27 protein-coding genes are annotated in these 23,339 nt (G+C 50.5%); 14 read left to right on the forward strand and 13 right to left on the reverse strand.

The annotated features are described in order from the left end of the window. Nucleotides 1-11 precede the first annotated feature (11 nt). On the reverse strand, nucleotides 12-686 hold the full coding sequence (pspA, locus tag R5268_RS10455) for a phage shock protein PspA (protein ID WP_046893513.1): 675 nt from the start codon (nucleotides 684-686) through the stop codon (nucleotides 12-14). 173 nt (nucleotides 687-859) lie between these two features. On the opposite strand from pspA, the gene pspF reads away from it, so the two are divergent. From pspF to fabI, 7 genes are all read left to right on the forward strand, one after another. Continuing rightward, a complete protein-coding gene (gene pspF / locus R5268_RS10460; RefSeq protein WP_218426184.1) occupies nucleotides 860-1,846 on the forward strand; it encodes a phage shock protein operon transcriptional activator in 987 nt (328 codons plus the stop codon). A 71-nt stretch (nucleotides 1,847-1,917) separates the two neighbouring features. Further along, nucleotides 1,918-3,606 (forward strand): ABC transporter substrate-binding protein SapA, encoded by a 1,689-nt coding sequence (gene sapA / locus R5268_RS10465; protein ID WP_317420226.1) that lies wholly within the window; start codon nucleotides 1,918-1,920, stop codon nucleotides 3,604-3,606. Then, on the forward strand, nucleotides 3,603-4,568 hold the full coding sequence (gene sapB / locus R5268_RS10470; protein ID WP_046893515.1) for a putrescine export ABC transporter permease SapB: 966 nt from the start codon (nucleotides 3,603-3,605) through the stop codon (nucleotides 4,566-4,568). Before sapA ends, sapB begins: the two co-directional genes overlap by 4 nt. Beyond that, nucleotides 4,555-5,445, forward strand: a complete 891-nt coding sequence (gene sapC, locus R5268_RS10475) for a putrescine export ABC transporter permease SapC (RefSeq protein ID WP_182106945.1) — start codon at nucleotides 4,555-4,557, stop codon at nucleotides 5,443-5,445. The genes sapB and sapC overlap by 14 nt, the downstream gene beginning before the upstream one ends. Continuing rightward, nucleotides 5,445-6,437: a putrescine export ABC transporter ATP-binding protein SapD gene (gene sapD, locus R5268_RS10480; RefSeq protein ID WP_046893517.1), complete on the forward strand. Its 993-nt coding sequence runs from the start codon at nucleotides 5,445-5,447 to the stop codon at nucleotides 6,435-6,437. Before sapC ends, sapD begins: the two co-directional genes overlap by 1 nt. Further along, nucleotides 6,437-7,246 (forward strand): putrescine export ABC transporter ATP-binding protein SapF, encoded by an 810-nt coding sequence (gene sapF / locus R5268_RS10485; RefSeq protein WP_317420224.1) that lies wholly within the window; start codon nucleotides 6,437-6,439, stop codon nucleotides 7,244-7,246. Before sapD ends, sapF begins: the two co-directional genes overlap by 1 nt. A gap of 138 nt (nucleotides 7,247-7,384) precedes the next feature. Continuing rightward, a complete protein-coding gene (gene fabI, locus R5268_RS10490) occupies nucleotides 7,385-8,173 on the forward strand; it encodes an enoyl-ACP reductase FabI (protein ID WP_052927541.1) in 789 nt (262 codons plus the stop codon). Nucleotides 8,174-8,361: 188 nt separating this feature from the next. On the opposite strand, the gene R5268_RS10495 is transcribed toward fabI, so the two are convergent. Further along, nucleotides 8,362-9,285: a Gfo/Idh/MocA family oxidoreductase gene (locus R5268_RS10495; RefSeq protein WP_317420222.1), complete on the reverse strand. Its 924-nt coding sequence runs from the start codon at nucleotides 9,283-9,285 to the stop codon at nucleotides 8,362-8,364. Nucleotides 9,286-9,482: 197 nt separating this feature from the next. Here R5268_RS10495 and gstA point away from each other — a divergent pair, with 197 nt between their 5' ends. Continuing rightward, entirely contained in the window at nucleotides 9,483-10,088 is a 606-nt protein-coding gene (gene gstA, locus R5268_RS10500) for a glutathione transferase GstA (RefSeq protein WP_182106939.1), read from the forward strand. A gap of 76 nt (nucleotides 10,089-10,164) precedes the next feature. On the opposite strand, the gene pdxY is transcribed toward gstA, so the two are convergent. The 4 genes from pdxY to anmK form a co-directional block, all read right to left on the reverse strand. Continuing rightward, entirely contained in the window at nucleotides 10,165-11,031 is an 867-nt protein-coding gene (gene pdxY, locus R5268_RS10505; RefSeq protein WP_102831145.1) for a pyridoxal kinase PdxY, read from the reverse strand. Nucleotides 11,032-11,145: 114 nt separating this feature from the next. Beyond that, a complete protein-coding gene (gene tyrS / locus R5268_RS10510) occupies nucleotides 11,146-12,420 on the reverse strand; it encodes a tyrosine--tRNA ligase (RefSeq protein ID WP_218454146.1) in 1,275 nt (424 codons plus the stop codon). A 135-nt stretch (nucleotides 12,421-12,555) separates the two neighbouring features. Beyond that, the gene (gene pdxH, locus R5268_RS10515; protein ID WP_046893524.1) at nucleotides 12,556-13,206 is read right to left on the reverse strand and encodes a pyridoxamine 5'-phosphate oxidase; all 651 of its coding nucleotides are present in this window, start codon (nucleotides 13,204-13,206) and stop codon (nucleotides 12,556-12,558) included. Between the two features lie 47 nt (nucleotides 13,207-13,253). Further along, entirely contained in the window at nucleotides 13,254-14,372 is a 1,119-nt protein-coding gene (anmK, locus tag R5268_RS10520) for an anhydro-N-acetylmuramic acid kinase (protein ID WP_218454147.1), read from the reverse strand. A gap of 320 nt (nucleotides 14,373-14,692) precedes the next feature. Here anmK and R5268_RS10525 point away from each other — a divergent pair, with 320 nt between their 5' ends. Next, the gene (locus R5268_RS10525) at nucleotides 14,693-15,160 is read left to right on the forward strand and encodes a glycine zipper 2TM domain-containing protein (protein ID WP_046893526.1); all 468 of its coding nucleotides are present in this window, start codon (nucleotides 14,693-14,695) and stop codon (nucleotides 15,158-15,160) included. 59 nt (nucleotides 15,161-15,219) lie between these two features. On the opposite strand, the gene slyA is transcribed toward R5268_RS10525, so the two are convergent. Together slyA and R5268_RS10535 are read right to left on the reverse strand one after the other, a co-directional pair. Beyond that, complete coding sequence (slyA, locus tag R5268_RS10530) at nucleotides 15,220-15,654, reverse strand: transcriptional regulator SlyA (protein WP_046893527.1); 435 nt, start codon at nucleotides 15,652-15,654, stop codon at nucleotides 15,220-15,222. Nucleotides 15,655-16,170: 516 nt separating this feature from the next. Next, a complete protein-coding gene (locus tag R5268_RS10535) occupies nucleotides 16,171-16,407 on the reverse strand; it encodes a DUF1289 domain-containing protein (RefSeq protein WP_218454148.1) in 237 nt (78 codons plus the stop codon). Between the two features lie 152 nt (nucleotides 16,408-16,559). On the opposite strand from R5268_RS10535, the gene gloA reads away from it, so the two are divergent. Together gloA and rnt are read left to right on the forward strand one after the other, a co-directional pair. Then, the gene (gene gloA / locus R5268_RS10540; protein WP_004235481.1) at nucleotides 16,560-16,967 is read left to right on the forward strand and encodes a lactoylglutathione lyase; all 408 of its coding nucleotides are present in this window, start codon (nucleotides 16,560-16,562) and stop codon (nucleotides 16,965-16,967) included. Nucleotides 16,968-17,086: 119 nt separating this feature from the next. After that, nucleotides 17,087-17,734, forward strand: a complete 648-nt coding sequence (gene rnt, locus R5268_RS10545) for a ribonuclease T (RefSeq protein WP_025152983.1) — start codon at nucleotides 17,087-17,089, stop codon at nucleotides 17,732-17,734. A gap of 36 nt (nucleotides 17,735-17,770) precedes the next feature. On the opposite strand, the gene R5268_RS10550 is transcribed toward rnt, so the two are convergent. Both R5268_RS10550 and R5268_RS10555 read right to left on the reverse strand, forming a co-directional pair. After that, on the reverse strand, nucleotides 17,771-18,460 hold the full coding sequence (locus tag R5268_RS10550; protein WP_317420217.1) for a hypothetical protein: 690 nt from the start codon (nucleotides 18,458-18,460) through the stop codon (nucleotides 17,771-17,773). 207 nt (nucleotides 18,461-18,667) lie between these two features. After that, nucleotides 18,668-19,009 (reverse strand): Grx4 family monothiol glutaredoxin, encoded by a 342-nt coding sequence (locus R5268_RS10555; RefSeq protein WP_107679729.1) that lies wholly within the window; start codon nucleotides 19,007-19,009, stop codon nucleotides 18,668-18,670. 339 nt (nucleotides 19,010-19,348) lie between these two features. Here R5268_RS10555 and rhtB point away from each other — a divergent pair, with 339 nt between their 5' ends. Beyond that, on the forward strand, nucleotides 19,349-19,969 hold the full coding sequence (gene rhtB / locus R5268_RS10560) for a homoserine/homoserine lactone efflux protein (protein ID WP_218454151.1): 621 nt from the start codon (nucleotides 19,349-19,351) through the stop codon (nucleotides 19,967-19,969). Between the two features lie 67 nt (nucleotides 19,970-20,036). On the opposite strand, the gene R5268_RS10565 is transcribed toward rhtB, so the two are convergent. Next, nucleotides 20,037-20,471: an anti-virulence regulator CigR family protein gene (locus R5268_RS10565; protein WP_218454152.1), complete on the reverse strand. Its 435-nt coding sequence runs from the start codon at nucleotides 20,469-20,471 to the stop codon at nucleotides 20,037-20,039. Between the two features lie 141 nt (nucleotides 20,472-20,612). Here R5268_RS10565 and R5268_RS10570 point away from each other — a divergent pair, with 141 nt between their 5' ends. Further along, nucleotides 20,613-21,311 carry an RluA family pseudouridine synthase gene (locus R5268_RS10570; RefSeq protein ID WP_317420215.1) on the forward strand — a complete coding sequence of 233 codons (699 nt, stop codon included), beginning with the start codon at nucleotides 20,613-20,615 and terminating at the stop codon, nucleotides 21,309-21,311. A gap of 24 nt (nucleotides 21,312-21,335) precedes the next feature. Here the strand turns inward: R5268_RS10570 and R5268_RS10575 are convergent, their stop codons facing one another. After that, nucleotides 21,336-21,875, reverse strand: a complete 540-nt coding sequence (locus tag R5268_RS10575) for a DUF2058 domain-containing protein (protein WP_054425183.1) — start codon at nucleotides 21,873-21,875, stop codon at nucleotides 21,336-21,338. Nucleotides 21,876-21,946: 71 nt separating this feature from the next. After that, nucleotides 21,947-22,264 carry a hypothetical protein gene (locus tag R5268_RS10580; RefSeq protein WP_182106919.1) on the reverse strand — a complete coding sequence of 106 codons (318 nt, stop codon included), beginning with the start codon at nucleotides 22,262-22,264 and terminating at the stop codon, nucleotides 21,947-21,949. Between the two features lie 390 nt (nucleotides 22,265-22,654). Here R5268_RS10580 and sodB point away from each other — a divergent pair, with 390 nt between their 5' ends. After that, nucleotides 22,655-23,233 carry a superoxide dismutase [Fe] gene (gene sodB, locus R5268_RS10585; protein WP_046893536.1) on the forward strand — a complete coding sequence of 193 codons (579 nt, stop codon included), beginning with the start codon at nucleotides 22,655-22,657 and terminating at the stop codon, nucleotides 23,231-23,233. Nucleotides 23,234-23,339: the final 106 nt, after the last annotated feature.

The following is a 23,339-nucleotide window of genomic DNA, read 5'->3' on the forward strand; positions in this document are numbered from 1 at the left end:
CTGTACCGACCTTATTCGCCCTTCTCTTCTTTTTCAAGACGTGCTTTGATGGCCGCGATTTGCGCGCTGATCTCATCTTCCGCTTTCAGTTCGGCAAACTGCTGTTCCAGTGATTTTTCTTTCCCCAGACCATAGCTTGCGGCTTCGCCTTCCATGTGGTCAATCCGCGCTTCAAACTGCTCAAAACGGGCCATTGCTTCGTCCATCCGGCCGCTGTCGAGCTGACGGCGCACCGCACGGGACGATTTTGCCGCTTCGTGACGCACCACCATGGATTGCTGGCGGGCACGGGTTTCGGTCAGTTTCTGTTCCAGTTCGTTAATTTCGTTTTTCAGCCGGGCGATAGTTTCGTCCAGAATAATCAGCTCATGACGCAGGGTATCGACATGGCTTTCCACACGCTGTTTTTCCAGCAGTGCGGCACGCGCCAGATCTTCTTTCCCTTTAACAATCGCCAGTTCCGCTTTTTCCTGCCAGTCACTCACCTGACGCTCACCGCCTTCAATCTGACGTGACAGATTCTTGCGTTCAGCCAGTGTGCGGGCAGAGGTGGAGCGGATTTCCACCAGCATATCTTCCATTTCCTGAATCATCAGGCGGATCATTTTCTGCGGATCTTCCGCTTTATCCAGCAGTGATGCAACGTTGGCGTTAATGATATCGGCAAAACGTGAAAAAATTCCCATGATTGATGTCCTTTTATCAGCAATTATGTCTTATGACACGCTGACTATTACAAGATGCGTGCCAATGTTGTGATTATTTTTATCCTTCTGTTTTTTATCGGATTTATTTATTTCCCTTTTGTCATGACTTTTTGTAAAGTGGCTACATTCGCCATTTAATGGTCAAATTAATCATGAAAAATAACACTGAAACCCTGATCGGTATCGATAACAACTTTCTCGACGCGCTGGAAAAAGTCTCGCAGCTGGCAAAAATTGCCCGTCCGGTACTGATTTGTGGTGAACGCGGTACCGGTAAAGAGTTATTTGCCCATCGTCTTCATTATCTCTCCCCCCGCTGGGATGAGCCGTTTATTGCGCTTAATTGTGCGGCACTGAACGATAATTTACTCGATTCCGAGCTGTTCGGTCATGAATCCGGGGCATTTACGGGCGCGCAGCGCCGCCATCAGGGACGTTTTGAACGGGCGGATGGCGGAACACTGTTTCTTGATGAACTGGGTACGGCACCGCTTACGGTTCAGGAAAAACTGCTGCGGGTGATTGAATACGGGGAATTTGAGCGTGTCGGCGGACAGCAGACACTGAAAGCGGATGTGCGGATTGTCTGTGCCACCAATGCAGATCTGCCTGCTCTGGCGGCAGAGGGAAAATTCCGCGCGGATTTACTCGATCGCCTGGCCTTTGATGTCGTTAATATCCCGCCGCTGCGTGAGCGTCCGCGCGATCTGACCGAACTCGCCGGTCATTTTGCCGTGCAGATGTGTCAGGAGATGGGCACGCCTTTTTTTGCCGGTTTTTCCCCGCATGCATTACAGCAGATGCAGAGCTATCACTGGCCGGGCAATATCCGTGAGCTGAAAAATGTGATTGAGCGGTCATTGTACCGTCAGGGAGATACCACCGGACTGCTGGCAGAGCTGGTGATCAATCCGTTTGTCACCACTCAGTCTCATGCGCCGGATACCGGGGAGCCGCCTTTGCCGCCGCTGCCGTTTTCCCTGAAACAGTGGCAGCACACACAGGAGAAAGATGCGCTGGATGCCGCGCTGCAACGTGCACAATTTAATCAGCGCGAAGCAGCACAATTACTGAATCTGACCTATCATCAGTTTCGCGGATTACTGAAAAAGCATGCCGGCAGCCCGCAGCCGGATTAAATGCTTTCGTTTTTGGTTAGTCTCACAAATTGCGATACAATACCCTGTTCATTTTTAACGGTAACTGATTTATGCGCCATTGGATTATCCGGGCATGCGCGGTTCTCCTGCCTGTTTCAGGCTTTGCCGCCGCCCCCGCCCCGCAGACAGACCAGCCGGTAAAACCGGTAACGGCTCAGACCGCCGCACTGCCGCCTGTCCGCGATACCGGTTTTGTCTATTGTGTGAACGGCAACATCAGTACATTTAACCCGCAGCTGGCCAGCAGCGGGCTGATTGTCGAACCGCTGGCAGCACAGATTTACGACCGCCTGCTGGATGTCGACCCGTACACCTACCGCCTGATCCCGGAACTGGCCGCCCGCTGGACAGTACTGGATAACGGCGCGACTTACCGTTTTTATCTGCGCCGTGATACCGATTTTCAGACCACAGACTGGTTCAAACCGACCCGCAAAATGAATGCGGATGATGTGGTGTTCAGCTTTTCCCGCGTGGTGGATAAACAGAATCCGTATCACTATGTCAACGGCGGGCGTTATCCTTATTTTGACAGCCTCCAGTTCGCGTCCAACGTTAAATCCATCCGCAAAATCAATAACCACACCGTTGAATTTAAACTGAATACCCCGGATGCCTCTTTTTTGTGGCACCTGGCAACCCATTACGCCCCCGTCCTGTCCAAAGAGTATGCCGATAACCTGCTGAAAGCCCGCCGTCAGGAACAGCTCGACTGGAAACCGGTCGGGACCGGGCCGTATTATCTGGATGATTACCAGAGCGGTCAGTTTGTCCGTCTGCAACGCCATGACAATTACCGCAAAGGGAAACCCCGCATGCAGGAAGTGGTGGTTGATCTCGGGGCGGGTGGCACCGGACGGATGTCAAAACTGATCACCGGCGAGTGTGATGTGCTGGCCTATCCCGCCGCAAGTCAGTTGCAGGTTCTGCGCGATGATCCGCGCCTGAGTCTGATGCTGCGTCCGGGGATGAATATCGCGTATCTGGCGTTTAACACCAGCAAACCGCCGTTTAATAATCCTCAGGCACGCCGTGCGATTGCATACGCGATTAATAATGAGCGCCTGATGAAATCCATCTATTACGGCACGGCGGAAACCGCCGCCTCTATCCTGCCGCGCGTTTCCTGGGCGTATGATAACCAGGCCCGTGTCACGGAATATAATCCGGAAAAAGCAAAAGCGATGCTCAGTGAGCTGGGACTCAGCGATATCACACTGAATCTCTGGGTGCCGACCGCTTCGCAGTCTTATAACCCCAGCCCGCTGAAAATGGCCGAGCTGATTCAGGCTGATTTGGCCCGTGCCGGGATTAAAATGAACATCCGCCCGGTTGAGGGGCGTTTTCAGGAAAACAGCCTGATGGATCGCAGCCACGATATTACGCTTGCGGGCTGGTCAACCGACAGTAATGACCCGGACAGTTTTTTCCGCCCGCTGCTCAGCTGTGCGGCCATCGGCTCGCAAACCAACCTGAGCCACTGGTGTTCCCCGGAATTTGATGATGTGATCCACCAGGCGCTGCTTGAACAGCAACTGAGCAGCCGGATAGAGTATTATCACCAGGCACAGCAGATTCTGGCACAGGATCTGCCGGTGCTGCCGCTGGCTTATTCCCTGCGTTTGCAGGCATTCCGCTATGATATCAAAGGGCTGGTGCTCAGTGCGTTCGGTAATACCTCCTTTGCGGGAGTTTACCGTGATACCGGGGATGCCCCGGAACAGGAGGATAAGCCATGATCATTTTTATTCTTCGCCGTCTGCTGCTGGTGCTGATCACGCTCTGCTTTCTGTCTGTTCTCAGTTTCAGCCTGAGTTATTTTCCGGCCAACGCACCGCTGAGCGGCGCGTCTCTGACAGATGCGGTACTGTTCTATTATAAGAGTCTGTTTTCATGGGATTTCGGCAGTTCAGTCATTAATGGTGAGCCGATCAGCCAGCAGTTATGGGCGGTACTGCCCGCCACGCTGGAACTGTGCGGTCTGGCCTTCATGCTGGCGCTGGTGATCGGCATTCCTGCCGGGATTATCGCCGGGGTCTGGCGCAATAAGATGGCGGATATCACCATCAGCACCTTTGCCCTGGTCGGATTTTCGGTTCCGGTATTCGGGCTGGCGCTGCTGCTCACGCTGTTCTTCTCTCTGCGGCTGGACTGGCTGCCGGTCTCAGGACGTATTGACCTGCTGTATGATTTAACACCGGTCACCGGATTTGCGGTGATCGATGCCTGGCTGTCCGATTCACCGTACCGGCAGGCGATGATCCTCAATGTGCTGTCCCATATGGTGCTGCCGGTGATCACCCTTTCCATCGCGCCGATGACTGAAGTTATCCGCCTGATGCGTACCAGTACCGAAGAGATTATCAGCCAGAACTATATTAAGGCCGCCGCTATCCGCGGGTTATCGCGTCTGACGATTATCCGCCGCCACCTGCTGCATAATGCGCTGCCGCCGGTGATCCCGAAACTCGGGTTGCAGTTCTCCACCATGCTGACACTGGCAATGGTGACGGAAGTGGTGTTTAACTGGCCGGGGATCGGCCGCTGGCTGATCACCGCTATCCGCCAGCAGGACTTTGCCGCGATTTCTGCCGGTGTCATGCTGGTCGGTGCCATGGTGATTATTGTCAATATGCTGTCAGATATTCTGGGCGCCGTCAGCAGCCCGCTGAAACATAAGGAATGGTATGCCTTCAGATAATTTCTACCGTGAAGACCGGATGCCGTCGCCGGGACGGGTTATCTGGCAGCATTTCACCGCAGATATTCCGGCGATGATCGGCTTTTACGGCGTACTGTTTCTGATTGCGCTGTCAATCGCCGGCTCCTGGATAGCCCCTTATGCCCTCGACCAGCAATTTGCCGGCCACCAGTTATTACCGCCGTCCTGGTCCCATTACGGGAATGTCGCATTTTTCCTCGGTACGGACGATCTCGGCCGCGATATTTTCAGCCGTCTTATCCTCGGCACACAATCGACTTTCGGCGGCGCATTGCTGGTCACTGTCACCGCCGCTGTCGCCGGTATTATTATCGGCTGTCTCGCGGGAATGACCTCCGGTTTGCGTTCAGCTATCTTTAACCATATGTTTGATACCCTGCTGGCTCTGCCTTCTCTGCTGCTGGCGATTATTGTTGTGGCATTTTTCGGTGCCAGCCTCAGTCACGCGATGATCGCCGTGGCACTGGCACTGCTGCCCCGTATTGTGCGGATGATTTATATCGCAGTACATGATGAGCTTGATAAGGAATATGTCATTGCCGCCCGCCTCGACGGCGCCTCCAATCTCAATATTCTTATCCATACCGTACTGCCGAATATCAGTGCAGTGACCGTCACCGAGCTGACGCGCGCCTTGTCCATTGCCATTCTGGATATTGCCGCACTCGGTTTTCTGGAACTGGGGGCACAACTGCCGTCACCGGAATGGGGAGCTATGCTCGGGGATTCGCTGGAACTGATTTATGTCGCCCCCTGGACGGTACTCCTGCCGGGAACCGCTATACTTATCAGTGTATTGCTGGTAAATCTGCTCGGCACCGGATTACAGCGCGCCATTAACGCGGGAGTTGAATAATGCCGTTACTGGATATCCGCAATTTAACCATTGAATTTATGACCGCCGCAGGGCCGGTCAAGGCCGTTGATCGTGTGACACTGTCTCTGACCGAGGGTGAGTTCCGCGGACTTGCCGGGGAATCCGGTTCCGGTAAGAGTCTTATCGCCAAAGCGATTGCCGGTATTACCAAAGATAATCTGCGGGTAACCGCTGACCGCTTCCGCTTTAATGATATCGATTTACTGAAACTCTCCCCCCGTCAGCGCCGCCGGGTGATCGGCCATAATGTGTCGATGATTTTTCAGGAGCCGCAATCCTGCCTGGACCCGTCAGAAAATATCGGTAAACAACTGATTCAGACCATCCCCGGCTGGACTTACAAAGGCCGCTGGTGGCAGCGTTTTCACTGGCGCAAACGCCGTGCGATTGAACTGCTGCACCGCGTCGGTATTAAAGATCACAAAGATGTGATGAGCAGTTATCCCTATGAACTGACCGAGGGGGAATGCCAGAAGGTGATGATTGCCATCGCCCTGGCCAATCAGCCGCGCCTGCTGATCGCCGATGAGCCGACCAACGCCATGGAACCCGATACACAGGCGCAGATTTTCCGTCTGCTGACCCGGCTGAACCAGAACAACAATATGACGATTCTGCTGATCAGCCACGATTTGCAGTTAATGAGCCAGCTGGTTGATCGTATTAATGTGCTCTACTGCGGACAAACAGTGGAGAGCGCCGAGCCGGATGACCTGCTGCTCAAGCCGCACCATCCGTATACTCAGGCGCTGATGCGGGCTATCCCTGATTTTGAGAAGCCGCTGGCACACAAATGTCGTCTGAATACCCTGCCGGGAGCGATACCGTCACTGGAGCATCTGCCGGTCGGCTGCCGTCTGGGGCCGCGCTGCCCGTATGCCCAGAAAGTGTGCATTGATGCACCGCGTCTGCGGACCGTCAAAAACCGCAGTTTTGCCTGCCACTTCCCGCTGAATATGGAGGACGTATAATGCCCGGTCCGCTGCTGGAAGTTAAAAACCTGAGCAAAACTTTCCGTTACCGGGATGGCTTTTTCCGCCGTCACCGGCTTGAAGCCGTCAAACCGGTCAGTTTTACACTGCAACCCGGCCAGACTCTCGCGATTACCGGCGCAAACGGCTCCGGAAAATCCACTCTGGCCCGGATGTTATCCGGTATGATTGAGCCGAGCGGCGGGGAAATTCTGATCGACAAACACAAGCTGACGTTCGGTGACTATAGTTACCGCAGCCAGCGTATCCGGATGATATTCCAGGACCCGGCCACCTCACTCAATCCGCGTCAGCGTACCGGGCAGATTCTCGAGCTGCCGCTGATGCTCAATACTGTTCTGGATGCCACCGGACGCCGTCTGCGTATTAACGCGACACTGCGTCAGGTCGGTCTGCTGCCGGATCACGCGGATTATTATCCGCACATGCTGGCCTCCGGACAAAAACAGCGCGTGGCACTCGCCCGCGCCCTGATTTTGCAGCCGGAAGTGATTGTGGCGGATGAAGCACTGGCGTCGCTGGATATGTCATTACGTTCGCAAATTATTAATCTGATCCTGGAACTCCAGGAAACGCAGAAAATTGCCTATATTTATGTCACACAGCATCTGGGCATGGCAAAACATGTCAGTGACCAGATACTGGTGATGCATAACGGCGAAGTCGTCGAGCGCGGTAACACCGCGGAAGTGCTGGCATCACCGCTGCACGATGTGACGCGTCGTCTTATCACCAGCCATTTTGGTGAAGCATTGTCCGCCGAGGCCTGGCGTCAGGATGTGGATTAACTGCCGCGATTCTGATAGTTCAGGCCGGTTACCTCTTAATTTCCGGTCATCTGTTAATATCTGCCGGATTTTTTATAACCGCGTCACCTGCCGGATGTGCGGCACAGAGGGTGACAGAGAACACACAAGGAAACTGCTATGGGTTTTATGACCGGTAAACGCATCCTGATCACAGGGGTTGCAAGCAAATTATCGATTGCTTACGGTATTGCCAAAGCAATGCGTGAACAGGGGGCAGAACTTGCTTTCACTTATCAGAATGACAAGCTGAAGCCCCGTGTTGAAGAGTTCGCTCAGTCTCTGGGTTCCTCCGTCGTTCTGCCTTGTGATGTGGCAGAAGATGAAAGTATCGGAAATCTGTTCACTGAGTTAGCCAAAGTCTGGCCGACATTTGACGGTTTTGTTCACTCCATCGGCTTTGCACCGGCGGATCAGTTAGACGGCGATTATGTGGATGCGGTGACCCGTGAAGGCTTCCGCATTGCCCACGACATCAGCGCCTACAGCTTTGTGGCGATGGCAAAAGCCTGCCGCAGTATGCTGAACCCGAATTCTGCCCTTCTCACACTCTCTTATCTGGGTGCGGAGCGCGCTATCCCGAACTACAACACCATGGGTCTTGCAAAAGCCTCTCTGGAAGCGAACGTCCGTTATATGGCAAATGCTATGGGGAAAGAAACGATCCGTGTTAATGCGGTTTCTGCCGGTCCTATCCGGACACTGGCGGCATCCGGGATTAAAGATTTCCGCAAAATGCTGTCACACTGCGAAGCAGTTACTCCACTGCGCCGTACAGTCACCACCGAAGATGTGGGTAACGCGGCAGCATTCCTGTGCTCTGACCTGGCAGGCGGTATCACCGGTGAAATACTGCACGTTGACGGCGGTTTCAGTATCGCGGCAATGAATGAGCTGGAACTGAAATAATACGGCTTCTGTCCGGTTTTTCATTAAGATCACCACCGGACAAGTCAGTCAGCAGATAACAGGCAAGCGGACGAAAAGCATGCGCGTCATGGATGACGCGCCTGAGCGCACAGGGAAGTGTTTACAGCGTCTTTTCGTTTTGCCTGTTATCTGCTGCTCTCCGCGCTTTCAGAAAGCACGTCTTTCAATTACCTGTCTGTCAGTAACGCTTCTGTCAGCCGCTGCGCATAAAGCGCTTCTTCGCCGCTGACCAGCGGTTGTGTCTGATTGGCAACAGATTCAATAAAGTGCCGCACCGCGCCGTCAAACCCGCGCTGAACCAGCAGCGGCTCCCACGCTTTCGGATGCTGTTCCTGTATCCCGGCGGCGGTTTCACTGCGCCAGTGAGTCATATCCGTTACCTGATAACAGCCGTCACGCCCCGTAACACTGACCTGCTCCCGCTGACTTGCCGCACAGCGGTGCATGGATGCCGTCAGCCACGCGCCGTTGCCGGTCTGTAAATGGTGTTCAGCATACAACAGCTGATTGGCCTCATTTACCTGCATATGCCCGCTTTTCAGTACGGCATTCCCGTCCCCTCCCAGCCACAGCAGGGTATCTGCGATATGTAAGTAGTCATCTGTCACTGTAAAACGGACATCGTTCGGGCCGACACTGTTGCTTCGGTGTTTTTCCATACGGATGGATGCGGTTTTTCCGGCAATCTGTTCCCTGAGTTGCAGATAAAATGGTGAGAAACGGCGGTTAAAACTCACCATCAGCGCCCGCTGTTTTTTCTCTGCCAGACTGACAAGTGCTTCTGACTGCTCATATGTTGCCGCCAGCGGTTTATCAACACAAACATGGCAACCCGCATTCAGCAGTTCACTGACAACCTGAAAATGACTCTCTGTACTGCTGTGCACAAATACCGCGTCACACTGTTCTGCCAGTGCGCGGAGTGACGGAAACAGCGGAAACCGGTAAGCATCACAGACCTGACGGGCTTTTTCCTGATTCGGCGAAAAACCGCCGGACAGCACCCAGTTATCCGTTCTGGTCAGAACCGGTAAATACGCTTTTTGTGCTATCCCGCCCAGCCCTGCGACACCGATACGGATTTTTTTCATATGTGCTTTACCTTTTATTGTTTTGTAACAATGAATTACAGAGTCTTTTCACAAATTGAATCCGGGGCGATTATATGGAAAGATGGAGTTAACCGACAAATAATTCGCACCCGGAATACATTCTGCCCGCGAATACCGGTCTATACTTCATCAAATACCGCCATGTCCGTTCTTTTGTTTTAACTAAGGAGCATACCATGCAATTGTTCTATACCCCGGGAAGTTGTGCACTATCACCCCATATTATTTTGCGTGAAACCGGCCTGGATTTTTCACTGGTTCGTGTCAATCTGAAAGAGAAGAAAACCGAAAACGGTGATGACTACCTGAAAATTAATCCGAAAGGACAAGTCCCCGCACTGAGTATCAGTGACAGTCAGCTGCTGACAGAAGGTGTGGCTATTGTGCAGTATCTTGCTGATCAGAAACCCGATCGCAAGCTGATTGCCCCGGCGGGAACGATGGAGCGCTATCATCAGATTGAATGGCTTAACTATATTGCCAGCGAAGTGCATAAAAGCTACGGCCCGCTGTTCTCGCCGGAAACGCCGGAAGATTACCGGCCAATCGCGTTGCGTAATCTGACGAATAAGTTTGCATATGTGGACAGCGTGCTGGCGAAAAGCCCGTATATTACCGGCAACAGCTTTACCGTGGCAGATGCCTATCTGTTTACCGTCTGCGGCTGGGCGCCGCACCTGAAGATTTCACTGGAGCCGTATCCGCATTTACAGGCTTATCTGGCTAAAATTGCGCACCGCCCGCATGTGCAGGATGCGATGGAAGCGGAAGGTCTGATTTAATCTTTCTGATATACAGAGACAAAAAACGCCGGATAATCCGGCGTTTTCTTTATGCTGATACGGTGTGCAGACGGGTTCAGTCGATCTGTTCCGCACAGAATTTGTGTGTCGGAAGCACCATTTCATCCTGAGCCGCAACCAGTTGCAGTTCGTACTCATTCATGGTTTTGGTTTTCAGCATCACTTCATACACAGCGGCGGCCACATGTTCCAGAGCCTTCGGCAGTTCTTCACCTTTCAGCAGGTTCACCAGCATCAGACCACTGGTTAAATCGCCCACACCTACCGGCTGACGCTCGCCGAAGTCCACCAGCGGACGGCTGACATGCCAGGCGTGCTCAGCAGTAACCAGGATCATTTCAAAACGGTCAGCGCGGTAACCGGCGCGGGACAGGTGTTTGACCAGCACCAGACGCGGCCCTTTTTTGCACAGTTCACGGGCAGCGGCAACGGCTTCACCCACATTGTGAATGGTTTGTCCGCTCAGGGTTTCCAGCTCAAGCAGGTTCGGTGCGATCATATCGCTGACTGCCAGCGCTTCCTGACACAGAAAATCTGCCACACCCGGTGCCACGATACAGCCTTTTTCCGGATGCCCCATGACCGGATCACAGAAATACCATGCCTGCGGATTACGGGTTTTGACTTTTTTCACCACATCCAGGATACGCTTACCCTGCTCTGCCGAGCCGAGGTAGCCGCTGAGTACCGCATCACAGCGGGTCAGCTGATCGATTTTATCAATGCCGTCCACAATCTCCGTGATGTGCTCTGCGCTCATCACGCAGCCGGTCCAGCCTTGTGCATACTGTGTGTGATTAGAAAACTGGACGGTATTAAGCGGCCAGACATTAACACCCATGCGGCGCATCGGGAATTCAGCCGCACTGTTACCGGCATGGCCATACACAACATGGGATTGGATAGAGAGAATATTTTTCATTGATACAACCTGATTTTTTATTATTACTGCGCATATCATATTCTGTGACGCAGAAAAGATCTTGCTGACAGATCAAAAAGGGCAACTTTCGTTGCCCTTGTTTACCGTAAACTATTATTTCCAGCAGATCAGACAGTAATGTTTTTTACCGCGGCGCAGCAATGTGTAACGGCCGAATAACTTGTCGCTGTCAGTGAAGCGGTATTCCGCATCTGACTGTTTTTCACCGTTGAGTGATACTGCGTTGGAGCTAATCATGGTACGGGCCTGGCCGCGTGACGGAACCAGTTCCGCAAGCACCAGCGCCTGCTGTAAATCCGCATCGCTGTCCGGTTCAATATGCGGCATGCCGTCCTGCGCCAGCTGCGCGAAGTCATCTTCGGTCAGGTTGGAGATATCACCGTTGAACAGGCTGTCAGTAATACGCTGTGCCGCCGTCAGACCCGCTTCGCCGTGAACCAGTTTTGTCACCAGTTCTGCCAGAACATACTGAGCACGCGGTGCTTTGCCGCTGGCCTTGTCTTCCGCTTCCAGTGCATCGATATCTTCGAGGCTCATAAAGGTGAAGAATTTGAGGAAACGGTATACATCCGCATCTGCCGTGTTGATCCAGAACTGATAGAATTTGTACGGACTGGTTTTCTTCGGATCCAGCCATACCGCGCCGCCTTCAGTTTTACCGAATTTGGTGCCGTCAGATTTGGTGATCAGCGGAACCGTCAGACCCCAGGCCTGCTGCTGGTTCAGACGACGGGTTAAATCGATACCGGAGGTGATGTTACCCCACTGATCGGAACCGCCGATTTGCAGTTCAACACCGTGATCTTTATTCAGACGGGCGAAGTCATAACCCTGTAACAGGTTGTAGGAGAATTCGGTGAACGAAATACCGACGTCATCCCGGTTCAGGCGCTGTTTAACCGCTTCCTTGTTGATCATCTGGTTCACAGAGAAGTGTTTACCGATATCACGCAGGAAGGTCAGCACATCCATAGAACCGAACCAGTCATAGTTGTTTGCCGCGATGGCGCTGTTCTTACCGCAGTCAAAATCGAGGAACGGAGAAACCTGCTGACGGATTTTATCCACCCAGCCGTGAACCGTATCCTGTGTATTCAGTTTGCGTTCCGTTGCTTTGAAGCTCGGATCGCCAATCAGCCCCGTGGCCCCACCAACCAGCGCCACCGGACGGTGACCGGCTAACTGGAAACGCTTTAAGCACAGCAACGGAACCAGGTGGCCCAAATGCAAGCTGTCAGCGGTCGGATCGAAACCGCAATAGAGGGAGATCGGGCCCTGCGCCAGTCTCTCAGCTAACGCTTTTTCATCCGTAACCTGGGCAATGAGGCCCCGCTCTTGCAGTTGTTTTATCAGGTTCGTACCAGACATCAATGACTCCGTCAGTTCTGTTTTGTCTATGCAAAAATAGTGGATTAGAAATATGAAGGCTATAGCATAAAGCGGCACTCCGTGAAGTGCCAGCAATTAAAATGATTTTGCAGAAGAAATTCCGGTAACAACCGGTTACGGCGCAAGGCGGTCAATGTCCCAGCCGTCTGCGGTGCGGGTATACAGAAAACGGTCATGCAGACGGTGTTCGCCGCCCTGCCAGAATTCAACTGAATTAAATTTAATCCTGAACCCGCCCCAGAAGCTTGGCAGCGGCACATCGCCCTGCTTAAACTTTTGTTTCAGTTCAAGAAATTTACCTTCCAGAATTCCGCGGGCAGAAATCCGCGAGGATTGCTGTGATGCCCAGGCAGCTATCTGACTGTCTTTCGGACGGCTGTGGAAATATTTTACCACTTCCAGTGTCGATAAACGCTCCACTTCCCCCAGGAAGCAGACTTGTCTGTCCAGGCTGTACCACGGGAAATGCACACTGATTTTCGGATTTTTTGCCAGATGCTGTGCCTTGCGGCTGCCCATATTGGTATAGAAAATCAGCCCGTCTTTATCAAAGTGTTTGAGCAGCACAATGCGCTGATACGGCTGACCGGTTTCATCCACAGTGGCCACACACATCGCGGTCGGGTCAGTCAGTCTGGCCTCACACGCCTGTTTGAGCCAGCGTTCAAACATTTCCAGCGGTTCATCACTGAGATCTCGGCGGCGCAATCCCCCTTTGGTGTATTCACGCCGCAGTGAAGCAACGTCCGTAAACTCGTCTGACATGCCTTTTATCCTCTTAATTCTTTTGAATAACTGTGTGTAATCTTTTATTACGGCCACTGACGGATAACAGGATATACCGCGCCCAGCACGGTTTCCCTGTCTGCACCGGTAACCGACGGCAGATTGCCGGGTTCACCGGCCAGTGTCCGCGCGGCCAGCCAGGCAAATGCCAGGGCTTCCATATCATCACCGCTCAGGCCGTATTTATCGGTCGGGCTCACTTCGGTGCCCGGCAGTTGTGCTGACAACTGCGCCATGATCTGCGGATTACGGGCACCACCGCCGCACACCAGCAGGCGCTCACAGCCGCCGCACAGTGTGACCTGTTCACTGATACTGACCGTCGTCAGCGCCAGCAGGGTTGCCTGCACATCTTCCGGTTTCAGGCCCGGAAAATTATCCAGCTGTCTGGTCAGCCACTGCGTATTGAAATATTCACGGCCGGTACTTTTTGGTGCCGGACGGCGGAAATAGGGATCGCTCAGCATATGTGCCAGCAACGCCTCATTGACCCGCCCTGTTTTTGCCCATTCACCGTCTTTATCGTACGGTGCAGCACGGTGCCGCCATGTCCAGCTGTCCATCAGCATATTGCCCGGACCGGTGTCATACCCTCTGACCTCCGCTCCCGGAATCAGCGTCGTGATATTGGCGATCCCGCCGATATTCAGGATAATCCGTTTTTCATCCGGTACACCGAGCACCGCCTGATGAAATGCAGGCACCAGCGGCGCGCCCTGCCCGCCGTAAGCCATGTCACGGCGGCGGAAATCCCCGACCGTCATGATATTCGTCAGCGCAGCAACCCGGTTGTTATCCCCGAGTTGCAGGGTAAACGGAGTGTCGCTGTCCGGCTCATGCCAGACAGTCTGTCCGTGACAACCGATACCGGCAATATCCTGCGGACTCAGCCGGGTTTGTGCCAGCAGACCGCGGATAGCATCAGCAAACAGTGTACCCAGTTCATAATCCAGACGGCCGATTTCCGACAGCGTCGTCTGCTGCCCCTGACATACCGCCAGTATGCGCCTTTTCAGCGCGGGCGGAAACGGATGCGAGTACGCCGCCTGCTGCGCAACCACTGAATCATTAATCGCGGCCAGCACAACATCCACCCCGTCAAGGCTGGTTCCTGACATCACGCCGATATAACGTCCCGAACGCATAACCGATTCCTTTTAATCAATAACCATCTGATAAAAATATAATATTCATATTCCGGTGTGATTACTATAATCAGGGTGCCCCGCAGATTCATCCCTTTTCGCATCGTGCCCCTACTTAATCCCTGTTCTGATGCACACCTCACATTTGTGAAATAAGACGATTTACCTTGCCGCCGGAACATTTGGCTTTAAGCTGTTCCTAATGTAAGGTGCAAATAAAACATTTTTAATGCAAAATTATTCTGCGATAATAGGTAAAATATTACACTACAGATAATGAACACATCTGAATCTGTGAATACAATAATCAGGAGTTAAGTATGTATAAGCGTTTTCTCGTCGGTGTATTTACCGTCGTGGCACTTTCCGGTTGTGTGAATATGGACACACTCAGTGGTGACACTTATAGTGCAGACCAGGCGAAACGTGTTCAGACCGTTACCTATGGTACAGTAATGAGCGCCCGTCCGGTGACTATTCAGGGCGGCAGTGACGAAAATATCCTCGGTGCGGCAGGTGGTGCAATTCTGGGTGGTATTTTAGGCAGCACAATCGGCGGCGGTACCGGCCAGACTCTGGCTACCGCAGCAGGGGCTATTGCAGGTGGTGTTGCAGGCCAGAACGTTCAGGCATCGATGAACAACACATCCGGTGTTGAACTCGAACTGAAACAGGATAACGGCGAAATCATTGTTGTTGTACAAAAACAAGGTAAAACTCCGTTCTCCGTCGGTCAGCGTGTGCGTATCGCGAAATCCGGTTCAACCTATACCGTATCTCCGCGTTAATTTTCCCGGTTTACCGGCAAAAGGCGAAACACCCGTTTCGCCTTTTTTATTACCTGACATTAATTACGGTTATGCAGCTGCACAATATTATTTTCCAGTTTTCTGACAATCTCCGCCAGTGTATATAATTCATCCTGTGTAATCCCGCCCAGAATTTCACGCCGTGTTTTTTCAATCACCGCATCCACTTCACGGATAAAAGGTTCGGATTCCTCCGTCAGTTTTATCCGTTTCGCTCTGCGGTCATTAATACAGATATGCCGTGTGATTAATTGCTTTTCTTCCAGCTGATCCAGCGTGCGGACCAGCGAAGGCTGTTCAATACCGATCGCTTTCGCCAGCTGAATCTGAGACTGATCCGGCGGCAGCAGGCTGATATTGTAGAGTGTAATCCAGTGTGTCTGTGTGAGTTTCAGTGGTTTGAGCCGGTGGTCAATCAGTGATCGCCATATCCGCACTAACCTCGCTAAGTCTGATCCCAATGTTAACTCCACAAATTTCTCCTTATGTGAATACGGTACGGATGCATAAACACGCCCTCATGTCTTTCAATCACCCAATAAAAAGAAACGCGGCACTATTGTGTTCATTAACAGCGACGCAATATTGCTGCGTAACAAAAACAGTTCATGACTATTTCATAACCATTTTTATTGCCATGAAATAGTTAGCTTTTTATACAAATTTAATTGATTAAGTTGATGAACTTGTTCGGGATTAAGAATAGCGATCATCACTGCCGGGATCTATATTTTTTTACATAACCACCATTTTATTTTTAACAAAAAATAATTTATTTTATGTGATTAATCTTATTAAACATGAGGTTACTATCATAATGAGTTACCAGCCCGCATCACAATAATTTTATATTTCGTTCATATAATTTCACTCTTGATTATAAATTCAAATGCGACAAAAAACATTATTTCTATAATATATAAATCAACAACACTAAATAACCCCACTATATTAATTCAAACCTAATATATAGATTTGCAATTATTTTATTAAAATAGATCTAACTGTCCGGACGGTGATTCCGGCTGAGTCTCACTTTTAGCCGCCCTGTAGCGACGCTGACGACACAAACGAATAATATTTTCTTTTTGCGCATTACTCATCGACAGCCACTGAAAGCGCTCATCACGGCTCCGGTAGCATCCCCGGCAATACCCTTTTTCATTCATCTGACATATCCCCACACACGGTGACGGGATATCAAAAAAGTGAAGTTGTTCTGCCATCGGCTGATGTCCTTTTGTCTGATGCCCTGCCGGACAGGTAATGGTTATCCGGTAACCATCAGCATCCTGATAATTTGAATTGTAGTCAATTATCACGTTATAGTGTGAGCCATTACTGATAAATAACTGATAGCACTCTGAGAGGTTACTTTATGCGTGTACTCCATACCATGCTCCGCGTGGGTGATATGCAACGTTCCGTCGATTTTTATACCAAGGTTCTTGGTATGCGCTTACTGCGCACCAGTGAAAACCCGGAATACAAATATTCACTGGCGTTCGTGGGCTACAGTGACGAAAGTGAAGGTTCCGTGATTGAACTGACCTATAACTGGGGTACGGATTCCTATGAAATGGGAACGGCATTCGGCCATATCGCGCTTGGCGTGGATGATGTCGCAGCGACCTGTGACGCTATCCGCAAAGCGGGCGGCAATGTGACCCGTGAAGCCGGTCCGGTTAAAGGCGGCACCACCATTATCGCCTTTGTGGAAGACCCTGATGGTTATAAGATTGAATTAATTGAAAATAAAAGTGCCGGAGCTGCGCTCGGTAACTGATTACCCCTGTAAGAAGGATCAGAACGATCCTTCTTTTCCGGCGCAGCACTGAACAGCCCTTTCTCCTGCCGGCAAGCCGCGCTAGAATAGTGCGTTTTGTTCGTTTAATTAAGAGTCCCATGTCTGAAAATCAAAATCACAATGCTCTGAGTGCACGTTTCCGCGGGTATTATCCCGTCGTTATCGATGTTGAAACCGGCGGTTTTAATGCCGCAACTGATGGTATGCTGGAAATCGCTGCCATTACCGTCAAAATGGATCATAACGGCTGGCTGATGCCGGATCAGCGGCTTGAATTCAATGTGCAGCCTTTTGAGGGTGCAAATCTTGATCCTGCCGCACTGGCGTTCACCGGGATTAACCCTGCAGATCCGGAGCGTAACGCAGTCACAGAATATGAGGCTCTGCATGCCATTTTTAAAATGGTGCGCAAGGGTATGAAAGATGCGGATTGCAAACGGGCAATTATCGTGGCGCACAATGCGAATTTTGACCACAGTTTTGTGATGGCAGCAGCCGCGCGCTGCGGACTGAAACGTAATCCGTTCCACCCGTTTGCCACCTTTGATACTGCTGCATTAAGCGGATTATCACTGGGACAGACGATTCTGGCCAAAGCCTGTATCGCTGCCGGTATCCCGTTTGACAGTAAACAGGCTCACGGTGCGGCGTATGATACCGACCGCACCTCACTGCTCTTTTGTGACATCGTCAACCGCTGGAAAAAACTGGGCGGCTGGCCGCCTGCCGCAGACAGTAATCAGTAAGAAAACGCCACCTCAGAATGAGGTGGCGTTTTTATATCAGTTATCCGGTAACCGCCGCCAGGTTTCCTCCTGTTGCTGCTGACTATGCCGGGCGACGACTTCGGCAGGTTTGATCGACAGCAAATCAGGCAGAACCGATCCTTCAATATCCGTCATCAGCATCATCATTCTTGTTTTGAAGTTCTGTTCAAAATTCTCTGTGGCTGAATAGGCTTTAGCCTTATCATCATCACAGATTGACGCAAGCTGATTTACTTTTTCAGAGGGGTTAGGGCCGCAATCCGCAGCAGCGGATAACATGCTATTTACTTTGTGTGTAAATTCGGTCATGAATTTCTCTGCTGGCTTATCCGCACCTTTTATTTTATCCGCACCACTCAGAAATGTGACTAATGGTCTCAGTATGTCTTTTGAGAACATCTTCAGTGAAGCAGCATCCAGAGGTTTATCTTCACCCAGAAACGTCCGGGCTTGCTCTAAATAACCCGGTACGTTTTCCTGTGCTATTTTCAGCACCATCCGTGCGTTCTGATCAGCATCAGATTGCGTTGATTGCGTTTTTTCCTCCCGGATTGTTACTTTATTTATCCAATTCCCTAATGGCTCAAACACATTATTTATTTTTCCTTTCACTGCGGTGAAAAACTCAGCGGCACTGTTACGGATCTCAGTGAGCCGCTCAGATAAACCCGGCGATCTTATTGATACCGGTTCTTTTAAGTTCATATCAGCGATTTCCTGATGTGAAATATACCCGGTTAACATAACATTCTGCCCTGCTGATGTTGGCTGCATTTTTCTGTCCTTTTTGTGTTATCGATACCGCCACTCTAAAAAATATCCGCATTAACAACTTTCATTTCGCCGCCATCAGAAAGACAAAAGCCCCGCAGGTTTACCCTGCGGGGCTTCAATAAATAGTACTGGACGTGATTATTCTTCGTTTTCAGTCCGGTATTTTGCTGCGGTTTCTTTAATCAGTGTCTGTAATTCACCGCGCTGGAACATCTCCATAATGATGTCACAGCCGCCGACCAGCTCACCGTCAACCCACAGTTGCGGGAAGGTCGGCCAGTTAGCGTATTTTGGTAATTCAGCACGGATATCCGGATTCTGCAGAATATCCACATAAGCAAAACGCTCTTCACAGGCAGCCAGCGCCTGTACCGCCTGTGCGGAGAAACCGCAGCTCGGCAGTTTCGGGGAGCCTTTCATATACAGCAGAATCGGGTTTTCTTTAATCTGGCGTTCGATTTTTTCAATAGTCGTCGTCATGTAAAACGTCCTTCACTTCAGATCGGTTAGACCGGTGTTAACATACGCGCAGAATACCACTTTTCACTGCAAAGAGGTATTGCTTTTAACATACTGTTAAAATCAGTCAGGCGTATTTTTGTCCTGTATCACTCAGATAAATACAGACCGGCAGCTGCGGTAAAACGCACCTGCACACCATCCGGGTGCCGCACAAAAGCAAAACAGAGAAAATACGGCGTTAAACCCATCATCACCCGTATTTTCCTCCTGAAAACAGGACGTTCATCATTTTTTACTTCACCCGACAATGCCATAATCCGGATATTCTTTTTCTGTTAATAATCTGATGAGCCCGAAATGACCTTTGAGTGGTGGTTTGCCTATCTGATGACGTCCGTTATTGTCAGTCTGTCCCCCGGCTCGGGGGCGATTAACAGCATGACAACGTCTGTCAATCACGGTTACCGGGGAGCAGTCGCGGCCATTGCCGGATTACAGACAGGGTTATCGCTGCTGATTATTCTGGTCGGTGTCGGGCTGGGCACATTGCTGTCACAGTCAGTTCTTGCATTTGAAATACTGAAATGGGCCGGGGCGGCCTATCTTATCTGGCTGGGCGTCTGCCAGTGGCGGGCGGCAGGGACTATTGCGCTGAATACGCTGACAGCAACACAGTCACGCAAAAAGCTGTATCAGAATAGCGTGCTGGTGAATATTTCGAATCCCAAAAGTATTGTCTTTCTCGCAGCACTGTTTCCGCAGTTTATTATTCCCCATCAGCCGCAGCTGATACAGTATCTGATATTGGGAATAACCACTGTTATTGCTGATACTATTGTTATGACCGGCTATGCCGTGCTGGCACGGAAAATTGCTGTATTTATCAAAAGCCCGGCACAGACCCGTGCAATGAATAAAGTGTTCGGATCATTATTTATGCTGGTCGGTGCTCTGCTCGCCTTTACCCGTCCTGCCTGAGCAGAAATACGTCCCGCCGGTTTGCGGGACGTTATATTACTACTCAAAAAATACTGCTCAAAAACGACTACTCAAAAACATCATTAATAATGTAGGTCACCACCGCGGTGCTCAGTGCAATAAGCACTAAATCATCACCGGCTATTTTCCACTCATAACCAGGGTAATGCGGCAGCCGGTCACGCATGTGCGCAGGTACCGCGCGTTTTGCAATCCCCGGAGGGAGCGGTTTTCCTCTGGCGAGGTTTTTCGCAATTCCCGGCGGTAATGAATGATATCCGACCAATCCGCTTTTTGACGCCAGCCAGCGTGCCTGTGCGTAAGTCAGATCTTTTTTGTACTTACGGTAATGATTATCTTTGTTCTTATAATGACCATGATTATGCTCATACCGGTGACCGTGTCTTTTATCATGATCCCGGTCCGCATAAGACGATACCGGCACCGCTAAAAGTCCGGTTATTAACAGTACTGCATGGCATACCTGTGTGAATCTGCGCATAGCACAACCTCTGCGTATTAATACTGGCGATCAGCGTGGATCATTCCGTAAAATTACGCAATAGGATATCCGGACAACATGATTCGCCACCGCACTGAAAATTCGTTATCATCCCTTTCCGCTTTTTACCCGGATAGCCCGATGTCTGACATTACCGATACCTTTATTGCCCCGCCATGCCCGGAGCAGATTGATATTTTGTATCAGGATGAACACCTGCTGCTGATTAACAAACCCGCCGGGCTGCTCAGTCTTTCGGGGAAAAATCCGCAAAACCGGGATTCTGTACATTACCGGCTGGTACAGCTGTTTCCCGGTTGTGCCCTGGTGCACCGGCTGGATTTCGGTACGTCCGGGCTGCTGGTGGTTGCCTGCAATAAAGAAATTAATGCCGCACTTTGCCGTCAGTTCAGTCAGCGTACAGTGCAGAAAGGTTACAGCGCCCTGTTGTGCGGGCATCTGAGTAACAATGAGGGAATAATAGATGCAGCGATTGCCAAAGATCCGGCGTTGTTTCCGCGCATGACAATATGTGCTGTCCGGGGAAAACCGGCCCGCTCACGTTATCAGGTGACTGACCGTTTTTATTATAAAACAGAAGACGGGATGTCTCTGCCGGTCACCCGGGTGAAACTGACACCTGAAACCGGCCGCACGCATCAGCTCCGTATCCATTGTCAGTATCTGGGCCATTCGATTTTAGGGTGTGATCTCTACGGCGGGAAAGAGTTACCGGGCACCGGGAATATTCCGCGGCTGATGCTGCACGCCGGTGAACTGGATTTTGTCCATCCGGTCAGCGGCGAACCGGTCATTGCCCGCAGTCCCTGCCCGTTCTGAACAGGAAAAGCAGGCAAATGCGGATCACCACATCAAATCATCCGGGATTTTAAAATCAGCATACGGATCGTCTTCATCCGCTTCATCCTGTGCCAGCGCATTATTCAGGACAATGCTTTCCGTATCACGTTGTGTGATTTTATCCGCAACAACCGCCGGAATAATGGCATATTCACTGACGCCGCTGTTTTCTGTGCTTAACCGGGCAATGGCCAGACGACCGCTAATCAGCTGAGACTGGGTGGTTTTATCTACAGTGATACTTTTGATCACATTGCTGTCGGTGAAATTAAAATCAATATTTCCTTTTGAAATAATGATCCGGTTCATTTCAATCAGCTGTTTCACCTGTGCTTTATATTCTCTGGATAAGACAGCCTGTTTTTGCTGCTCACTCAGCTGTTTATCGCGCTCAAGCTGCGCTTTTTTATTTTCTTCCACCGCTTCTCTGGCTTCGCGGGCCTGAACACGGGATTTTTTTGCCGTTCTGCGGACTTTGTCCATTTTTTTGCTGGTCACCAATCCGGCTTTCAGCATTTGTTCCTGCAACGTGAGTTTTGTCATATTCTTTTTCTGAATCAGTTTAATAATTACGGATAATTATACCGGTAATTTTCAGGATTGTATCCGGCACATCAGGCCATCTGTATTTTCAGCCAATAGCGCTGCTGGCACAGACTGAAAAATTCTTTATGCTGCGGTGATACTTTTTTTTCTGTATCTCCGGTGACAGACCAGACTATCCATTGCTCCGGGCACTGTTCATCCCCTGTCTGTACCGCAGTTTCTGTCTCTTCACTGCACATCAGCTCAATACCGTCCCGGAACTGCCACCGGCGGACACGCCTGATCACTTCAGCCGGTTCATCTTTCTGAGAATGATCGCAAATAACGTCACAATCAGTATTGTTTTGTATTGCACGAAAAATATAATCTGCCAGCATAATGATCATTATTGTCCTTTCGTCATAGCAGGAATTGTAAAGGGTCTTCCGTCGATTGACAAACAACAGCTGTAGTCACGTTTCCGGTATAAATTACTCAGTTTGCCCGGATTTCGGCCCGTAAATCCGTTATATTTATAATTCCGCAGTCATACGGAGAAAACAGAATGAAACGACTCTATAACTGGATCTGCTGTCATAAGCTGTACACCCTGCTAATCGCTTTTATCGTGACAGATATCATCCTGTGGGCAATTTTATCTTTCACCATGTGAATAATATCATCCATGGTATTTCACGCTGTTTTTTATGACAAAACTTGTTAAGATAATTCGCAGAATAATAACAGTAATCCATCTGTGATGAGGTTACTGACTCAACCTTAACAAGGAGAATGCAATGTCGTTTGAATTACCTGCACTGCCTTATGCAAAAAATGCATTAGAGCCACATATTTCTGAAGAAACACTGGAATACCACTACGGTAAACACCACAACACCTATGTGGTTAATCTGAATAACCTGATCAAAGGCACCGCATTTGAAGGTAAGTCACTGGAAGAGATTATCAAAACCTCTGATGCCGGTATCTTCAATAATGCCGCCCAGGTCTGGAACCACACGTTCTACTGGCATTGCCTGGCACCAAATGCCGGTGGCGAGCCGACCGGTAAAATCGCTGACGCTATTAACAGCACATTCGGTTCATTTGCTGAATTTAAACAGCAGTTTACCGATGCCGCAGTGAAAAACTTCGGTGCCGGCTGGACATGGCTGGTGAAAAAAGCAGACGGCAGCCTGGCTATCGTGAATACTTCTAACGCGGCAACCCCGGTCAGCGGTAACGATAAACCAATCTTAACCGTCGATGTCTGGGAACATGCTTATTATATCGACTACCGTAATGCCCGTCCTAAATACCTGGAAAACTTCTGGGCATTAGTGAACTGGAAATTTGCGGAAGAAAACCTGGCGTAATCCGGGAACAAAAGACTGTTATTCAAAAACAGTTATTCAAAAACTGTTGATTAAAAACAGTCGATCAAAAAAGGGCGGAATTTTCCGCCCTTTTGTACTGTATGGG

Origin of the sequence: Morganella sp. BCCO 40_0007 (assembly GCF_032989665.1) — a bacterium.
Classification (GTDB): domain Bacteria; phylum Pseudomonadota; class Gammaproteobacteria; order Enterobacterales; family Enterobacteriaceae; genus Morganella; species Morganella sibonii.

Bases quoted from the DNA above. Each gene is read 5' to 3' on its own strand.
- pspA (WP_046893513.1), bottom strand. From the start codon at position 686: ATGGGAATTTTTTCACGTTTTGCCGATATCATTAACGCCAACGTTGCA.
- pspF (WP_218426184.1), top strand. From the start codon at position 860: ATGAAAAATAACACTGAAACCCTGATCGGTATCGATAACAACTTTCTC.
- sapA (WP_317420226.1), top strand. From the start codon at position 1,918: ATGCGCCATTGGATTATCCGGGCATGCGCGGTTCTCCTGCCTGTTTCA.
- sapB (WP_046893515.1), top strand. From the start codon at position 3,603: ATGATCATTTTTATTCTTCGCCGTCTGCTGCTGGTGCTGATCACGCTC.
- sapC (WP_182106945.1), top strand. From the start codon at position 4,555: ATGCCTTCAGATAATTTCTACCGTGAAGACCGGATGCCGTCGCCGGGA.
- sapD (WP_046893517.1), top strand. From the start codon at position 5,445: ATGCCGTTACTGGATATCCGCAATTTAACCATTGAATTTATGACCGCC.
- sapF (WP_317420224.1), top strand. From the start codon at position 6,437: ATGCCCGGTCCGCTGCTGGAAGTTAAAAACCTGAGCAAAACTTTCCGT.
- fabI (WP_052927541.1), top strand. From the start codon at position 7,385: ATGGGTTTTATGACCGGTAAACGCATCCTGATCACAGGGGTTGCAAGC.
- R5268_RS10495 (WP_317420222.1), bottom strand. From the start codon at position 9,285: ATGAAAAAAATCCGTATCGGTGTCGCAGGGCTGGGCGGGATAGCACAA.
- gstA (WP_182106939.1), top strand. From the start codon at position 9,483: ATGCAATTGTTCTATACCCCGGGAAGTTGTGCACTATCACCCCATATT.
- pdxY (WP_102831145.1), bottom strand. From the start codon at position 11,031: ATGAAAAATATTCTCTCTATCCAATCCCATGTTGTGTATGGCCATGCC.
- tyrS (WP_218454146.1), bottom strand. From the start codon at position 12,420: ATGTCTGGTACGAACCTGATAAAACAACTGCAAGAGCGGGGCCTCATT.
- pdxH (WP_046893524.1), bottom strand. From the start codon at position 13,206: ATGTCAGACGAGTTTACGGACGTTGCTTCACTGCGGCGTGAATACACC.
- anmK (WP_218454147.1), bottom strand. From the start codon at position 14,372: ATGCGTTCGGGACGTTATATCGGCGTGATGTCAGGAACCAGCCTTGAC.
- R5268_RS10525 (WP_046893526.1), top strand. From the start codon at position 14,693: ATGTATAAGCGTTTTCTCGTCGGTGTATTTACCGTCGTGGCACTTTCC.
- R5268_RS10535 (WP_218454148.1), bottom strand. From the start codon at position 16,407: ATGGCAGAACAACTTCACTTTTTTGATATCCCGTCACCGTGTGTGGGG.
- gloA (WP_004235481.1), top strand. From the start codon at position 16,560: ATGCGTGTACTCCATACCATGCTCCGCGTGGGTGATATGCAACGTTCC.
- rnt (WP_025152983.1), top strand. From the start codon at position 17,087: ATGTCTGAAAATCAAAATCACAATGCTCTGAGTGCACGTTTCCGCGGG.
- R5268_RS10550 (WP_317420217.1), bottom strand. From the start codon at position 18,460: ATGAACTTAAAAGAACCGGTATCAATAAGATCGCCGGGTTTATCTGAG.
- R5268_RS10555 (WP_107679729.1), bottom strand. From the start codon at position 19,009: ATGACGACGACTATTGAAAAAATCGAACGCCAGATTAAAGAAAACCCG.
- rhtB (WP_218454151.1), top strand. From the start codon at position 19,349: ATGACCTTTGAGTGGTGGTTTGCCTATCTGATGACGTCCGTTATTGTC.
- R5268_RS10565 (WP_218454152.1), bottom strand. From the start codon at position 20,471: ATGCGCAGATTCACACAGGTATGCCATGCAGTACTGTTAATAACCGGA.
- R5268_RS10570 (WP_317420215.1), top strand. From the start codon at position 20,613: ATGTCTGACATTACCGATACCTTTATTGCCCCGCCATGCCCGGAGCAG.
- R5268_RS10575 (WP_054425183.1), bottom strand. From the start codon at position 21,875: ATGACAAAACTCACGTTGCAGGAACAAATGCTGAAAGCCGGATTGGTG.
- R5268_RS10580 (WP_182106919.1), bottom strand. From the start codon at position 22,264: ATGATCATTATGCTGGCAGATTATATTTTTCGTGCAATACAAAACAAT.
- sodB (WP_046893536.1), top strand. From the start codon at position 22,655: ATGTCGTTTGAATTACCTGCACTGCCTTATGCAAAAAATGCATTAGAG.